The organism is Vibrio gazogenes, from assembly GCF_023920225.1.
Lineage (GTDB): Bacteria > Pseudomonadota > Gammaproteobacteria > Enterobacterales > Vibrionaceae > Vibrio > Vibrio gazogenes.
On the sequence record NZ_CP092587.1, the window covers coordinates 2,604,610 to 2,617,941 of the forward strand.

A 13,332-nucleotide genomic window follows, 5' to 3' on the forward strand; every position below is an offset into this window, starting at 1 on the left:
TTCCCTCAGGCAACGTTGCATCTGTTTAAAAATTAAGCGCATTTCTGTCTAAGGTTCACCCTAAGAGCTATGATTGTTGATGGGGGGTAGCCTTACAGGAATAAAATTGCCCAGCGCCTTTCCTATCGATTCACGTCTATTAATCGAAGAACACAAAAGATGAATGAAAAAATTATGATTGGCTGGAGAGAGACTCTCAGTCTCCCAGACTTAGGAATTCCCGCGATCAATGCCAAGATCGATACTGGCGCAAAGACATCGTGTCTCCACGCATTTAAAGTGAAAGCCTTCAAAAAAGAAGGCGTACAATGGGTGCGATTCTGGTTACATCCCCGTCAAAAGGACGATTCGGAAATTGTCATTTGCGAAGCGCCAGTGATCGATCGACGTATCGTTAGAAACTCCGGTGGCTATGAGGAAAAGCGTTATGTAATCCGCACAGAGATCAAGATTGGTACGGAGCAATGGCCGGTCGATATTACACTGACCAATCGTGAAAATATGGCATTCCGAATGTTACTAGGCCGGACAGCGATGCGCCCAAAAATTATCGTTGATCCGGATGCATCATTTCTACTGACCTCTGGTGATAACGTATGAAAATTGGCATTCTTTCGAGAAACAGCTCGCTTTATTCAACTCAGCGACTGATTGAAGCGTGTAAAGAGCGGGGACATGACTACAAAGTGATCGATGCCTTACGCTGTTACATGAATATCAACTCAGAAAAACCAGAAATTCACTTTAAAGGAGAACAGTTGTCTGAGTTTAACGCCATCATTCCACGTATCGGTGCCTCTGTGACCTTTTACGGCACCGCAGTCTTACGTCAGTTTGAAATGATGGGGGTTTATCCGGTCAATGAATCTGTCGCAATCAGTCGTTCCAGAGACAAACTTCGTTCCATGCAATTACTGTCCAGAAAAGGCATTGGTATGCCGATCACCGGATTTGCCAGCAAACCCGATGATATTAAGGACTTATTAAACATGGTTGGCGGAGCGCCGGTTGTGATCAAACTTCTTGAAGGAACACAAGGAATTGGCGTCGTTTTAGCAGAAAACCGCAAAGCTGCGGAAAGTGTGATTGAAGCCTTTATGGGGCTCAAAGCAAACATTATGGTGCAAGAATACGTGAAGGAAGCCGGTGGTGCTGATATCCGCTGTTTTGTGATCGGTGATAAAGTCATTGCATCAATGAAGCGTCAAGGCGCTGAAGGCGAGTTTCGTTCAAATCTGCACCGTGGCGGGACAGCAACACTGATCAAGATTTCTCCTCAAGAAAGAAAAACAGCCATTGATGCAGCAAAGATTATGGGACTCAATGTTGCCGGTGTTGACCTACTCCGCTCTGCTCGTGGCCCACTGGTGATGGAAGTCAATTCATCTCCCGGTTTAGAAGGTATTGAGAAAGCGACAGGTAAAGATATCGCAGGCATGATCATTGAATTTGTCGAGAAGAATGCGCTTTTGAAAACAACAAGAACACGGGGACGAGGATAATACTCCCCCTCAAGAGCCATGTGACAGGCTCTTGAGGGGATATCGGTAACGGAAGGAACATCGATAACGAAAAGTAGTCACTGACATTAAAAGACAAATAAAATCTCAAGTTCCCTCTTCAACTAAGAAAATAGAGAGAACCACATCACAGCAACAACAAAGAAAGGGCAAACATATTTAATATATGCCGGCCATAAACGTCCAAACCAATGTTGAGATACGCCCGGAAAACCATGCTGAAGTTCTGTAATTTTAGCGCGATGACGCCAAACCCATCCCCCGAACAGACAGAACATCAGGGCTGCAAGCGGCTGTAGATACTGCGTCGACAACATGACCACCAATCCAAAAAGTGCCGAGAAATGATAGAGCACCACGACACTCAACAGGGCAATAACCGCCCCCAGAGCCCAAGTTGTACTATTTCGGCTGGTATTCCACCGCTCACTCACAAGCGTAACCGGACATTCAAGCATTGATATTGATGACGTCAGCGCAGCAATCGTCAATAACAAAAAGAAGACGATAGCAAAAAATTGCCCGAAAATTCCCAAACTCTCGAACATCATAGGTAGTACACGGAAAACTAAGGTATCGGAATTGAGTAAGCTTCCATCCGCCGCATAAATTTCAACGCCTTGTTTCATTGCCACAAACATTGCCGGCATAACAACCAATCCCGCGATGAAAGCAACGCCGGTATCAACCAGTGTGACACTCAACGCCATTTTGGGAAGATTTTCTTTTTTACTCAAATAGGAGCCATACACCAGCATCGAGCAGCCACCGATTGTCAGCGAGAAGAACCCTTGCCCCATCGCAGCAAGAATCAGGTCTTTATTCCATATTTTTGTGAAATCAGGGATCAGATACTGCTTGAGCCCTTCAACGGCTCCGTCTTGCATCAAAATATAAATAAACAATACGGCAAAGAGAGCAAACAGAGCAGGCATCAAACGTGTCGACCATTTTTCGATGCCCTGCTTAACCCCCCCCTGAACAATCAGAATTGTTAGAACATAGAAAATCACGGTTCCGAACAAGTTGCGCTCAACAGAGAAACCTTCTAACCACTGGGATAGTTCTCCCCAACCCAATAACTGACAGAAAGCGGCCAGAAAGAAACAGATGATCCAGCCCCCGACAATACTGTAAAACGCAAGTACGGCACAGGGAACACTTAACCCCAACCACCCCACACCCACTGCGAATTTCTGAGCTTTCGGATCAGAAGAAAGAGCACGCATACTATCAACTGGATTCGCTTGACCGTGGCGTCCAATTGCCATTTCAACAACCAACATCGGAAATGCAACAAAAGCAATCAGCACCAGATAGACCAACAGGAAAGCACCGCCGCCATTACTGGCAACCTGAGTCGGAAATCCCCAGATATTGCCCAAACCCACCGCAGCACCGGAAGCGGAAAGAATAAAACCAAGTCGAGACGCGAAAAAATCACGCGAAGAAGATTGTGCCATACCACTTATACAACATATCAATAAACTAGTTGATGAGTACAATAATCAAAAAATTGGCTTTTCACAATCAAAAAAGTGTATATCCGATATGCAACGCTCAAATGTTCCTATATTCAACTGTAAATAAACATAAACAAACAATAAGTCTCTATTTTCATCCACCAATGAATACAACATTGTGAGTGGCAACAATCGGTGGTAACGCTGATTACTGTAAATTACCAATCAAAACTCATCTGCTCTTTTTCACTTTGCTCGACATTCAGTCCAACTGACAGACCGATAAGACGAATCCCTCGACTTTGTTGTCTCAACAATGCATCTCGCAATAATGCAGTGAAAAAGTCTTTATCTAATGTCTGTTGTTTATGCTCAACTGTCGTTTGCTTAAAATCATCAAACTTCAACTTTATCCCTTGGCGGATGATTTCCTTTTCCGGGGATACTTTTTCGAGTCGAGTGACTAAGTCTGGATATAGTCGGTCAATCACCGCTAAGCATTCTGCTTCCGTATAAATATCTGCACTAAATGTCCTTTCAACACCGACGGATTTTCTCACTCTGGAAACGTCAACGGTTCTCTTATCGATGCCGTGGCATCTGTCCCATAGCGTTTGACCAAACCGGCCAAAATGTTTGACCAGCAGATGATGTTCATATGCTTTGACATCCTTGCCATAAAACAGACCTAACTTGTGTAGTTTTTCTAATGTGACTTTTCCTACGCCGGGAATTTTCCCCAGATCCAACACTTCAATAAAAGAATGCAACTCGCTCGGAGGAATGACACAAATCCCATTTGGTTTATTGATATCTGAAGCCACTTTCGCAACGAATTTAATCGGGGCAACCCCTGCACTCGCGGTTAAATTCAGCTCAGATTCAATGGTCTTTCTGATATCTTGAGCAATCAACGTCGCAGAGCCTTGAAACAACTTGGTATGTGTTACATCCAGATAGGCTTCATCTAAAGACAGTGGTTCAATCACATCGGTATATCGGGTAAAGATTTCACGGATTTGCTGAGAAACCGCTTTGTATTTCTCCATGTTTCCAGAAATCACCGTCAGATGCGGACATAATCTGAGTGCATGAGCAGTTGGCATTGCTGAACGAATACCATATTGACGCGCTTCATAACTACAAGTAGAGAGAACCCCGCGTCCAAACTGAGACCCTCCGATAGCCAATGGAATACCTCTCAGGCTGGGATCATCTCGCGCTTCAACCGCTGCATAATAACAATCAAGATCTATGTGAATGATTTTATTCGTCATCGTCATTCTCGATACTGAGTCACGTGTATTAAATTGGCTATCAAGCAGCATAGATATGCTCTGCCAGTCAATCATGAACAATATATACTGTTATTATATACAGTATATAGTTTTTCAGAGCCTCTTTTAAGTCATCATCAGTAAAAAACTGATTGATGAAATGTCAGAAGGGAGTACGTTCCGCCACTATCGAGATGGATATAAAAATTCTGTCGTATACGCTGAACATGATAAAGGCGGGAATCGCCCGCCTTTATCATAAGTTTACAGAGTGAGTTCAATTAAAATTCAGAGCAAGGTTTAGACCCGCGTTTCAACAACCGAATTCGTGGCAGTAACAAACCGGTAATCACAATCACAATCCCGAGTAACTGTAACTGAGTCACAGCTTGACCAAACATAAACGAAGTGAGCACAGAAAAGATCGGAACAAAGTTGAAAAACAGTGCAGCATCCGCAGAGCCAAGCTGACGTACGCCGTTTAACCACAGTAGATAACCCGCAACTGTGCCAAACACACCAATATAAACGATTTCCGAGATCCCCAATGCTGAACTCTTCCACAATTCAGTAAACGGAGACACTTCCGGAGATATCAGACACATAATGCCAATCACCGAAGCGCCGCTCAACATACCGATAAAGGTATAGGGAATCATAGGCATCCAGCGACTAATCCCCTGACTAAAATATGTATAAAGACTCCAAGCAAACATTCCACCAAAGATCAACTGATCACCGTGATTGATCTGCATGGAGAGTAACGTGTCAAAATGCCCATTGGTGAGCACCATCAATACCCCGGCCAAACTGACTAGCAGACTTAAGCATTGTACAAAAGACGGTAAAGTACGCTGTGCTACACTCGCAATGAGAGATGTCATCAATGGGCTAAGCGCCATAATGAGTGAACCGTTGGTCGCATTGGTGGTTGCCAGACCGGTAAACAGACCAAGATTGAGGCCACCAACCCCGATAATACTAACCGAAATAACCCAACTCCACTGAAATACACTCAAGTGCATTGCTGGCATACGTTTAACCTTGAGATACACCGCCAGACATGAAGCGGCAATAATAAAGCGCCAGAACACTAAAGTGAGAGCATGCACCTCACCTAACGCATGTTTACCTACGGGAAAGCTGCTGCCCCAAAAGAAGGTACAGATAATGAGAAGGACAACCGCTTTTATGATTGAATTAGATTTCATCGTTACTCCGACTGACTTGCCAAGACTTATTGACTAGTGTATTAATTTCAATAATTAGATAAACAAGCAATTTTAAGACGGTAAATACCAATAATGAAACCTAGCTATTCGTTAGACGACCTGCGCTGTTTCTGTACTGTGGCACGAGCAGGCAGCTTCAAAGATGCCGCTCAGTCTTTGGGAATGCCCCTCTCCACGTTAAGTCGTCGTATTCGTCAGTTAGAGACGGATTTACAGCTTCGCCTACTCAACCGAGACGCTCACCGAGTGTCGCTGACTAGCACCGGTGAACAGTATTTTCAGCGCTCCGCCATGCTGTTTGATGAACTCAATGATATTGACGAAGATCTACATCGGGATAAATATCAGCCACAGGGAAAAATCCGGATTTCCGCGCCAATCAATGCTGGCTCACAGTTTCTGCGAGACATTTTTTATGATTTTTTACTGCAATATCCAGATATTCAGTTAGATCTGAGTTTTTCCAACTCTCTGATTGATATTGAAGCGGAAGGGATGGATGTGGTGTTTCGAGTCGGAAACCCAATCGTCGACAACTGGATCGCGAGACCGTTAAAGCACATCCACTTTATTTTATGCTCTCATTCCGATTACGATATTTCCGACATAACTACACCAGAAAGGTTGTGTGGTCATCCAACCATCATTTGTCGTCCAATAATACCGTGGCAGTTAGTACACAAAGAAAGTCATGAAACATTTGATTATCACCCGCAGAAAGGAGTCAGACTGGAAGTAGACGAGATTTTGACGCTGGTTCACGCCATTACGGCAGGGGTCGGGATCGGATACGTACCAGATTACTTTGCACTACCGATGATAGCTCAGGGTGAGATCAATCATGTGTTACCTGACTGGCGCAGCCAAACTCGCACACTATTTATGCTATATCGCGATCGTGACAACTTACCCATGCGGGTACGCTTGTTCATCGAATTCGTCATCAAACATTTTGATGAGCGAACTCACTAAAATAAAAATCACCTGCTCTTGCTTTAGCGCCTGCTATTTCTAATGCGCATGATGACCTCGGCATCACCCAGTGGCCATGGATGCAAGGCTATTCATGGATACCCAACGGCCCACATTCGCACACTGGGGATGGATATCCTTTATCATCTAATGGTTCGATATAGTTGGTTATACGACACGCGAACTCGACGCAAAGTGTGCCGGAATCAAAGTGTTGACAACCCAGCTCGTTAGAACTTCGGTTTGCCTCATTTTATAAAAGGATAAATTCTAATGTTCAATTTCCCACGACTTGGGGAAGATTGAACATATCAAGTTGCTTTCAAGTTCTTATCCCCAAGTCCTCAAGATTGCTTTCAACTTAAAGCGTCTTTTTATAACACAGCACCTTCCTGAGCATAACGTTTCATGCTGACCGTCTCAGGTGTTATTGATTCGTCACAGCCTCAGAATATCTCTTAGAATAGCCATCATTAGCAAAAATGCTTAACTCAGAATAGCGCGATTTGTTCCCCACAACGGGGAGGTAATCGGAAATGACTGCTATCTAATATACCTGACTCACGCCGATCGCCCCCAGATTTACGCCTTGCCAGATGAAAACGTTGTCGAATGAAATCAGCATAAACACCACTGCCGGTCATTCGTTTACCAAATCCGCCTTGATAAAGCTGTCCGCCATGCATACTACGAAGATGACTAAGAACTCGCTCAGCCCGTAGCGGGAAATGTATGTTTAACCAATCTTCAAATAAAGGAGCAACTTCATGAGGCAAACGTAACATCACATATCCAACACGCTCAGCACCAGCTTCAACACTCGCCTGTATGAGAGTCTCCATTTCATGATCGTTAATAAATGGGATCACTGGTGCGATCATCACGGTCACTGGTATATTTCTCTCCCTCAACGCACGAATCATTTTCAAGCGGACAGATCCAGGAACGGCTCTTGGTTCAAGCCTGCGCGATAAGTCATTATCGAGCGTCGTCAAACTAACGCCGACATGAACCAGGTGTTCTGATGCCATCGATTGTAATAAGTCGATATCTCTCAAAATCAGAGAGCTTTTCGTGATCAACGAAATTGGCTGTTTATATTCATAGGCAATATTCAACAATTTCTGAGTAAGCTTTAGCTCTTTTTCTATGGGTTGATAGGCATCAGTATTAATACCAAGCGCGATGGGTTGGCACTGATAATTCGGATTTCTGAGTTCTTTTTCAAAAATCTCAGGAGCATTGATCTTGGCTGTCAGACGTGTCTCAAAATCAATGCCGGGAGAAAGATCCAGATACGCATGTGTCGGCCGAGCAAAACAATAGATACAACCATGTTCACAGCCTCGATATGGATTCACTGAAAGTCGAAACGGGACATCCGGTGATTGGTTTGATGTAATCAAAGTCTTTGCGTATTCGTAGCGAACCTCAGTATCCGGTGAAGATACTGAATGAAAATCATCCTCTGTTTCTACAATACGGACGTCAAAACGCCCGGGGATAGCTGACATCGTTCCACGATTTTGAAACCGTTTCCCTGATACATCGCGTGACATAACAACCCACAATACTGTTTATATACACAGTATATGATAAGCAATTTTTCTCTAAATCGCGATCTAATTTTTGTTATGCCTGACACAACAGACATTAGAACCGGTAGACGAACTGACAGATAGAGACTGGTCAGAATGGGAAGAATGGATACTTTCGAAACAATCGAGGACGATATATCAGTCAGAAGAGAAATAACGAAGTCAAATAGAGAAATTTAGGCAGGATGCCGCTCTCAGCATCGAACCGTTAAGAGCAGCATAAACATCGGCAAAGCCAGATCAATTAAACAATACGGTCTTTGTTCCATTCAGCTAAACGATCAGCTCTAGCCACCGCTTTGGCTTCACGCTTCTTGCGAGCATCACAAGGCTCTGGACAGTTGCAGACTTTTTCAATACCGACAGCCCCCAGACCACCACAGCTACCACTCACCATTTTCTTTTGGAATATATATCCAACCGCCATCGCTGTAATCACAACAACAAACATTGCAAAAGTGATTAGGAAAGTACTCATATTTATACCTCATTCACGGTTTAAACAGGCGGGAAGCCTCCAAAGAGAGCTTCTTTGAACCAAAAATTTCGTTTCACCAGCCACACAACTTTAGTGATTCATCCACAAGCGAGTCACCTCCCCTGCTTTTACCAAATACCTAAATCTCAACAGCAACAAATTTTGTGCCGATAATCATGGGAAACTCTGTCATTAACCATAACAAAATACAGCATTTAGATAAAACAATGGCTGACTTTACAGTCAGCCATATCGTACGGGGAATGAAATGACAGCTTAACCGCCAAAGTCATCAAGAAGAATATTTTCTTCTTCGACACCCAGCTCTTTCAGCATGTTAATGACAGCAGCATTCATCACTGGTGGCCCACACATGTAGTATTCACAATCTTCAGGTGCTTCATGCTCCTTCAGATAGTTCTCATACAGAACATTATGAATAAAGCCGGTATAACCATCCCAATTATCTTCTGGTAATGGATCGGACAGCGCACAGAACCACTTAAAGTTGTCGTTATCTTCTTGTAAAGCATCAAAATCTTCTACATAGAACATTTCACGCTTCGAACGTGCACCATACCAGAAACTGATCTTACGCTGAGACTTCAGGCGTTTCAGCTGATCAAAGATATGTGAACGCATTGGTGCCATACCTGCACCACCACCGATAAAGACCATTTCTGCGTCGGTATCTTTGGCAAAGAACTCACCAAATGGACCAGAAATTGTAACTTTATCTCCCTCTTTCAGAGACCAGATATAAGATGACATTTGACCTGGCGGTACATTTGGATTATTCGGTGGCGGCGTTGCAATCCGAACATTCAGCATAACAATGCCAAATTCTTCAGGGTAGTTTGCCATCGAATATGCCCGAATGATGTCTTCGTCAACTTTCGACTCGTAACGGAACAGATTAAATTTTTCCCAGTCAGAGCGATACTCTTCAGGAACATCAAAATCTGAGTACTTAATATGGTGCGCTGGCGCTTCAATCTGGATATATCCACCCGCACGGAACGGTACAGATTCACCATCAGGGATTTGTAACTTCAGCTCCTTAATAAAAGTCGCTTTGTTATCATTAGAGATAACAGTACAGTCCCATTTTTTCACCCCAAAGATCTCTTCCGGTAATTCAATTTCCATATCTGCTTTTACGGAAACCTGACATGCCAGACGCTCACCTTCACGAGCTTCGCCTTTGGAAATATGGCTTAATTCTGTAGGAAGAATGTCACCACCACCGGATTTAACTCTTACTTTGCACTGGCCACAAGAGCCACCACCACCACAAGCGGATGATACGAAAATACCAGATCCCGCCAGTGCGCCCAGAAGTTTACCACCCGGGCTCGTGACGATCGCTTTCTCAGGATCGTCATTAATTAGAATCGTAATGTCACCTGTTGGAACAAGCTTAGATTTGGCGAATAGAATCACCAAAACTAAAACCAGTACAATCAGAGTAAACATCACTACACCAAGAATAATGTCCATTGACTATTCCTTATTGCTGCGGTTTACCCGACTTACAGTTGAACACCAGAGAATGACATAAAGCCTAACGCCATCAAACCGACCGTGATAAACGTGATACCAAGACCACGTAACCCGGGAGGAACGTCAGAATATTTCATCTTCTCACGGATACCTGCAAGCGCAACGATCGCAAGCATCCAACCAGCACCGGAGCCAAAACCATAAACAATTGACTCAGCAAAATCATATTCGCGTTGTACCATAAACGATACACCACCAAAGATCGCACAGTTCACCGTAATGAGCGGTAAGAAGATACCCAGTGCGTTATATAAAGGTGGGAAGAAACGGTCAAGAACCATTTCCAGAATCTGTACTAACGCCGCGATTACCCCGATGAAAGTGATGAAGCTCAGGAAAGTCAGATCAATACCATCAACCAGTGCATTTTCTTTCAAAACAAGGTTATAAACCAAGTTATTGACTGGCACGGAAATGGTTAACACAACCGTAACGGCAATTCCCAAGCCAAATGCTGTTTTGACTTGTTTTGAAACAGCCAGAAACGTACACATCCCCAGAAAGAAAGCCAGCGCCATGTTTTCCAGGAAAATGGATCGTACGAGTAAACTAATATAATGTTCCATTGTTCCTTACTCCTTCGCTTCCACTTGTTCTGGTTTGAATACACGGATGCCCCAAATCAAGAAGCCAATCAAGAAGAATGCAGATGGAGCAAGTAGCATCAAACCGTTTGGTTGATACCAACCACCATTATTCACTAATGGCAGAACTTCCATCCCAAAGATTTTACCCGAGCCAAACAACTCACGGAAGAAACCAACGCTGATCAGGACAAAACCATAACCCAGACCATTTGCAATTCCGTCAATTAAAGAAGGAATTGGAGCTTCTTTCATCGCAAATGCTTCAGCTCGTCCCATAACAATACAGTTCGTGATGATCAAGCCAACAAAAACTGAAAGTTGTTTGGAAATCTCATAAAGGTATGCTTTCAAAACCTGGTCAACCACAATTACCAACGAAGCAATAATTGCCATCTGGACAATGATACGCACACTGTTAGGAATGTGATTACGAATCAATGAAACGAAAAAGTTAGAAAGCGCGGTTACAAACATGACCGCCAACGTCATAACAAATGCTGTTTCAAGCTTCGTTGTGACCGCTAGTGCGGAACATACGCCAAGAACCTGCAGTGCAATTGGGTTGTTGTCCAACACCGGTCCTAACAGACTCTTTTTCAGATCTTTCACAGTAGACATTAGTTCAGACCTCCGTCACGGACTTTTGCCAGGAATGGACCAAAGCCCTTATCACCCAGCCAGAAGTCAAATTGATGCTGGACGCCTGCACTGGTCAGAGTTGCACCTGACAGTGCATCAACGCCATGTATCGATCCTGCAGGTGCACCACCTTTGACGATCTTAATTGCTGGTTTGTGATTTTCATCATAAAGCTTCTTACCAACAAACTGTTTACGCCAGTTTGGGTTTTCCACTTCACCACCGAGCCCAGGGGTTTCACCTTGCTCATAGTAAATGATGCCATCAACCGTATTACCATCTGTCTCTACTGCGACAAAGGCATACATCATTGACCATAGCCCCTTACCATGAATTGGCAGGATCAAACGTTGAATTTTGCCACCCTGCTTCACAAGATAGACCAAACCATAATCCGCTCTATAACGAATTTGTGCCGGGTCTTCAGATGTAGTCAGTTTCAGAGATTGTGATTCATCTTTTGAAGCTGCACGTTGATCATAGTCAGACGCGGTTTGCCCCTCAGGAGTCTTCTCAACAAATTCACCGGTTTTAAAATCGACCAGTTTCGTTTCGATATATTGCGTATAAAGTTCTTTGATACTACCGGATGACATATCAACACCGGAGACTTCCAGAATCTTTTCCTGCTTATCCAAAACTGCATTTATTTGTTGCTTACTACGCAACCCTACAGCTGCCGTTGAAACGATGATTGAGCACACTAAGCTCAATACGATAACAACAAACAACGTTTTCTTAATGCTATCGTTATTGTTTGCCATAGCGCGCTAATCTCCGTTTGACATTCTTTTCAACGACAATATGGTCGAATAATGGTGCAAAAAGATTCGAGAACAGAATCGCCAGCATCATCCCTTCCGGATAAGCTGGGTTTACAACACGAATCAAAACACACATTGCCCCAATCAACATTCCATAAGCCCATTTACCTTTATCAGTAAACGATGCGGAAACGGGATCGGTCGCCATAAAGAACATACCAAAAGCAAATCCACCAAGAACGAGGTGCCAATGCCAAGGCATATTAAACATTGCGTTGGTATCTGAGCCAATTACATTGAACAGGGTTGAAAGCGCAATCATACCGATCATCACACCACCGATGATTCGCCATGAAGCAATTCCCATGTACACGATAAAAGCAGCACCAATCGCAAGCGCTAATGTAGACACTTCACCAATCGAGCCTGGAATATTGCCAAGGAATGCATCCATCCAAGAGATAGTCGCACCTGTGACATTATTGACCAATGCACTATGACCACCCTGAGACCACTGACTCAGTGCAGTTGCACCAGAGAACCCATCGGCAGCAGTCCAAACTACATCACCGGAGATTTGAGCCGGATAAGCAAAGAACAGGAATGCGCGGCCAGCCAATGCTGGGTTGAGGAAGTTACGCCCCGTTCCACCAAACACTTCTTTACCGACAACAACACCAAAGGTGATCCCTAACGCGGCCTGCCACAAAGGCAGAGTTGGCGGAACAATCAGTGCAAACAGAATTGACGTCACAAAGAAACCTTCGTTGACTTCATGTTTCCGCACAATACAGAACAAGACTTCCCAGAAACCACCGACAATAAAGACGGTCAGGTAGATCGGAAGAAAATATGTGGCACCAAGCAACATCTTGCTGCCCCAACCAGCCGTATCGGCCATTAGGGTGCCACCCAGTAGTTCGGTAAACCAGTAATGCCAGTTGCCATCAATCACGCTTAACAGTTGTTGACCCTGATAAAGATGATTCAATGCAGCAATCGCCTGACCGCCAGCGTTATACATTCCCCAGAACATTGCAGGGAAAACTGCTAACCAAACCATGATCATAATGCGCTTTAGATCGACGCTATCACGAACATGTGAGCTTTTTCTCGTCACCGTGCCTGGTGTATAGAAGATTGTCGCAGCCGCTTCATACAGCGCATACAATTTCTCATACTTGGCACCCGGTTCAAAGTGATGCTCAATGTCTTCAAGAAACTTTTTAAGACCCATGG

Annotated in this window: 13 protein-coding genes; 3 read left to right on the top strand and 10 right to left on the bottom strand. The window is 44.0% G+C overall.

What is annotated here, in order from left to right:
• The first annotated feature begins 159 nt into the window (after positions 1-159).
• Positions 160-600, top strand: a complete 441-nt coding sequence (locus tag MKS89_RS11635) for an ATP-dependent zinc protease family protein (RefSeq protein ID WP_072956211.1) — start codon at positions 160-162, stop codon at positions 598-600.
• Positions 597-1,502 (top strand): 30S ribosomal protein S6--L-glutamate ligase, encoded by a 906-nt coding sequence (gene rimK, locus MKS89_RS11640; RefSeq protein WP_072956209.1) that lies wholly within the window; start codon positions 597-599, stop codon positions 1,500-1,502. The genes MKS89_RS11635 and rimK overlap by 4 nt, the downstream gene beginning before the upstream one ends.
• A 122-nt stretch (positions 1,503-1,624) precedes the next feature.
• Here the strand turns inward: rimK and MKS89_RS11645 are convergent, their stop codons facing one another.
• The 3 genes from MKS89_RS11645 to MKS89_RS11655 all read right to left on the bottom strand — a co-directional run bounded on the left by MKS89_RS11645 (position 1,625) and on the right by MKS89_RS11655 (position 5,471).
• Positions 1,625-2,983 (bottom strand): sodium-dependent transporter, encoded by a 1,359-nt coding sequence (locus MKS89_RS11645; protein ID WP_072956206.1) that lies wholly within the window; start codon positions 2,981-2,983, stop codon positions 1,625-1,627.
• 218 nt (positions 2,984-3,201) lie between these two features.
• Positions 3,202-4,260: a DNA polymerase IV gene (gene dinB / locus MKS89_RS11650; RefSeq protein WP_072956466.1), complete on the bottom strand. Its 1,059-nt coding sequence runs from the start codon at positions 4,258-4,260 to the stop codon at positions 3,202-3,204.
• 281 nt (positions 4,261-4,541) lie between these two features.
• Positions 4,542-5,471, bottom strand: a complete 930-nt coding sequence (locus MKS89_RS11655) for a DMT family transporter (protein ID WP_072956203.1) — start codon at positions 5,469-5,471, stop codon at positions 4,542-4,544.
• Positions 5,472-5,564: 93 nt separating this feature from the next.
• Between MKS89_RS11655 and MKS89_RS11660 the strand changes: the two genes are divergently transcribed.
• Positions 5,565-6,464 (top strand): LysR family transcriptional regulator, encoded by a 900-nt coding sequence (locus tag MKS89_RS11660; RefSeq protein ID WP_072956200.1) that lies wholly within the window; start codon positions 5,565-5,567, stop codon positions 6,462-6,464.
• Between the two features lie 491 nt (positions 6,465-6,955).
• On the opposite strand, the gene MKS89_RS11665 is transcribed toward MKS89_RS11660, so the two are convergent.
• From MKS89_RS11665 to MKS89_RS11695, 7 genes are all read right to left on the bottom strand, one after another.
• A complete protein-coding gene (locus MKS89_RS11665; RefSeq protein ID WP_072956198.1) occupies positions 6,956-8,023 on the bottom strand; it encodes a PA0069 family radical SAM protein in 1,068 nt (355 codons plus the stop codon).
• 283 nt (positions 8,024-8,306) lie between these two features.
• A complete protein-coding gene (nqrM, locus tag MKS89_RS11670; RefSeq protein WP_072956195.1) occupies positions 8,307-8,540 on the bottom strand; it encodes a (Na+)-NQR maturation NqrM in 234 nt (77 codons plus the stop codon).
• A 276-nt stretch (positions 8,541-8,816) separates the two neighbouring features.
• Entirely contained in the window at positions 8,817-10,040 is a 1,224-nt protein-coding gene (gene nqrF, locus MKS89_RS11675) for an NADH:ubiquinone reductase (Na(+)-transporting) subunit F (RefSeq protein WP_072956192.1), read from the bottom strand.
• A 32-nt stretch (positions 10,041-10,072) separates the two neighbouring features.
• A complete protein-coding gene (nqrE, locus tag MKS89_RS11680) occupies positions 10,073-10,669 on the bottom strand; it encodes an NADH:ubiquinone reductase (Na(+)-transporting) subunit E (RefSeq protein ID WP_072956189.1) in 597 nt (198 codons plus the stop codon).
• 6 nt (positions 10,670-10,675) lie between these two features.
• Entirely contained in the window at positions 10,676-11,308 is a 633-nt protein-coding gene (locus MKS89_RS11685; protein WP_072956187.1) for an NADH:ubiquinone reductase (Na(+)-transporting) subunit D, read from the bottom strand.
• Positions 11,308-12,093 (bottom strand): Na(+)-translocating NADH-quinone reductase subunit C, encoded by a 786-nt coding sequence (locus MKS89_RS11690; protein WP_072956184.1) that lies wholly within the window; start codon positions 12,091-12,093, stop codon positions 11,308-11,310. The genes MKS89_RS11685 and MKS89_RS11690 overlap by 1 nt, the downstream gene beginning before the upstream one ends.
• Positions 12,080-13,330 (bottom strand): NADH:ubiquinone reductase (Na(+)-transporting) subunit B, encoded by a 1,251-nt coding sequence (locus MKS89_RS11695; RefSeq protein ID WP_072956182.1) that lies wholly within the window; start codon positions 13,328-13,330, stop codon positions 12,080-12,082. The genes MKS89_RS11690 and MKS89_RS11695 overlap by 14 nt, the downstream gene beginning before the upstream one ends.
• Between the last annotated feature and the right edge of the window lie 2 nt (positions 13,331-13,332).

Bases quoted from the DNA above. Each gene is read 5' to 3' on its own strand.
- MKS89_RS11635 (WP_072956211.1), top strand. From the start codon at position 160: ATGAATGAAAAAATTATGATTGGCTGGAGAGAGACTCTCAGTCTCCCA.
- rimK (WP_072956209.1), top strand. From the start codon at position 597: ATGAAAATTGGCATTCTTTCGAGAAACAGCTCGCTTTATTCAACTCAG.
- MKS89_RS11645 (WP_072956206.1), bottom strand. From the start codon at position 2,983: ATGGCACAATCTTCTTCGCGTGATTTTTTCGCGTCTCGACTTGGTTTT.
- dinB (WP_072956466.1), bottom strand. From the start codon at position 4,260: ATGACGAATAAAATCATTCACATAGATCTTGATTGTTATTATGCAGCG.
- MKS89_RS11655 (WP_072956203.1), bottom strand. From the start codon at position 5,471: ATGAAATCTAATTCAATCATAAAAGCGGTTGTCCTTCTCATTATCTGT.
- MKS89_RS11660 (WP_072956200.1), top strand. From the start codon at position 5,565: ATGAAACCTAGCTATTCGTTAGACGACCTGCGCTGTTTCTGTACTGTG.
- MKS89_RS11665 (WP_072956198.1), bottom strand. From the start codon at position 8,023: ATGTCACGCGATGTATCAGGGAAACGGTTTCAAAATCGTGGAACGATG.
- nqrM (WP_072956195.1), bottom strand. From the start codon at position 8,540: ATGAGTACTTTCCTAATCACTTTTGCAATGTTTGTTGTTGTGATTACA.
- nqrF (WP_072956192.1), bottom strand. From the start codon at position 10,040: ATGGACATTATTCTTGGTGTAGTGATGTTTACTCTGATTGTACTGGTT.
- nqrE (WP_072956189.1), bottom strand. From the start codon at position 10,669: ATGGAACATTATATTAGTTTACTCGTACGATCCATTTTCCTGGAAAAC.
- MKS89_RS11685 (WP_072956187.1), bottom strand. From the start codon at position 11,308: ATGTCTACTGTGAAAGATCTGAAAAAGAGTCTGTTAGGACCGGTGTTG.
- MKS89_RS11690 (WP_072956184.1), bottom strand. From the start codon at position 12,093: ATGGCAAACAATAACGATAGCATTAAGAAAACGTTGTTTGTTGTTATC.
- MKS89_RS11695 (WP_072956182.1), bottom strand. From the start codon at position 13,330: ATGGGTCTTAAAAAGTTTCTTGAAGACATTGAGCATCACTTTGAACCG.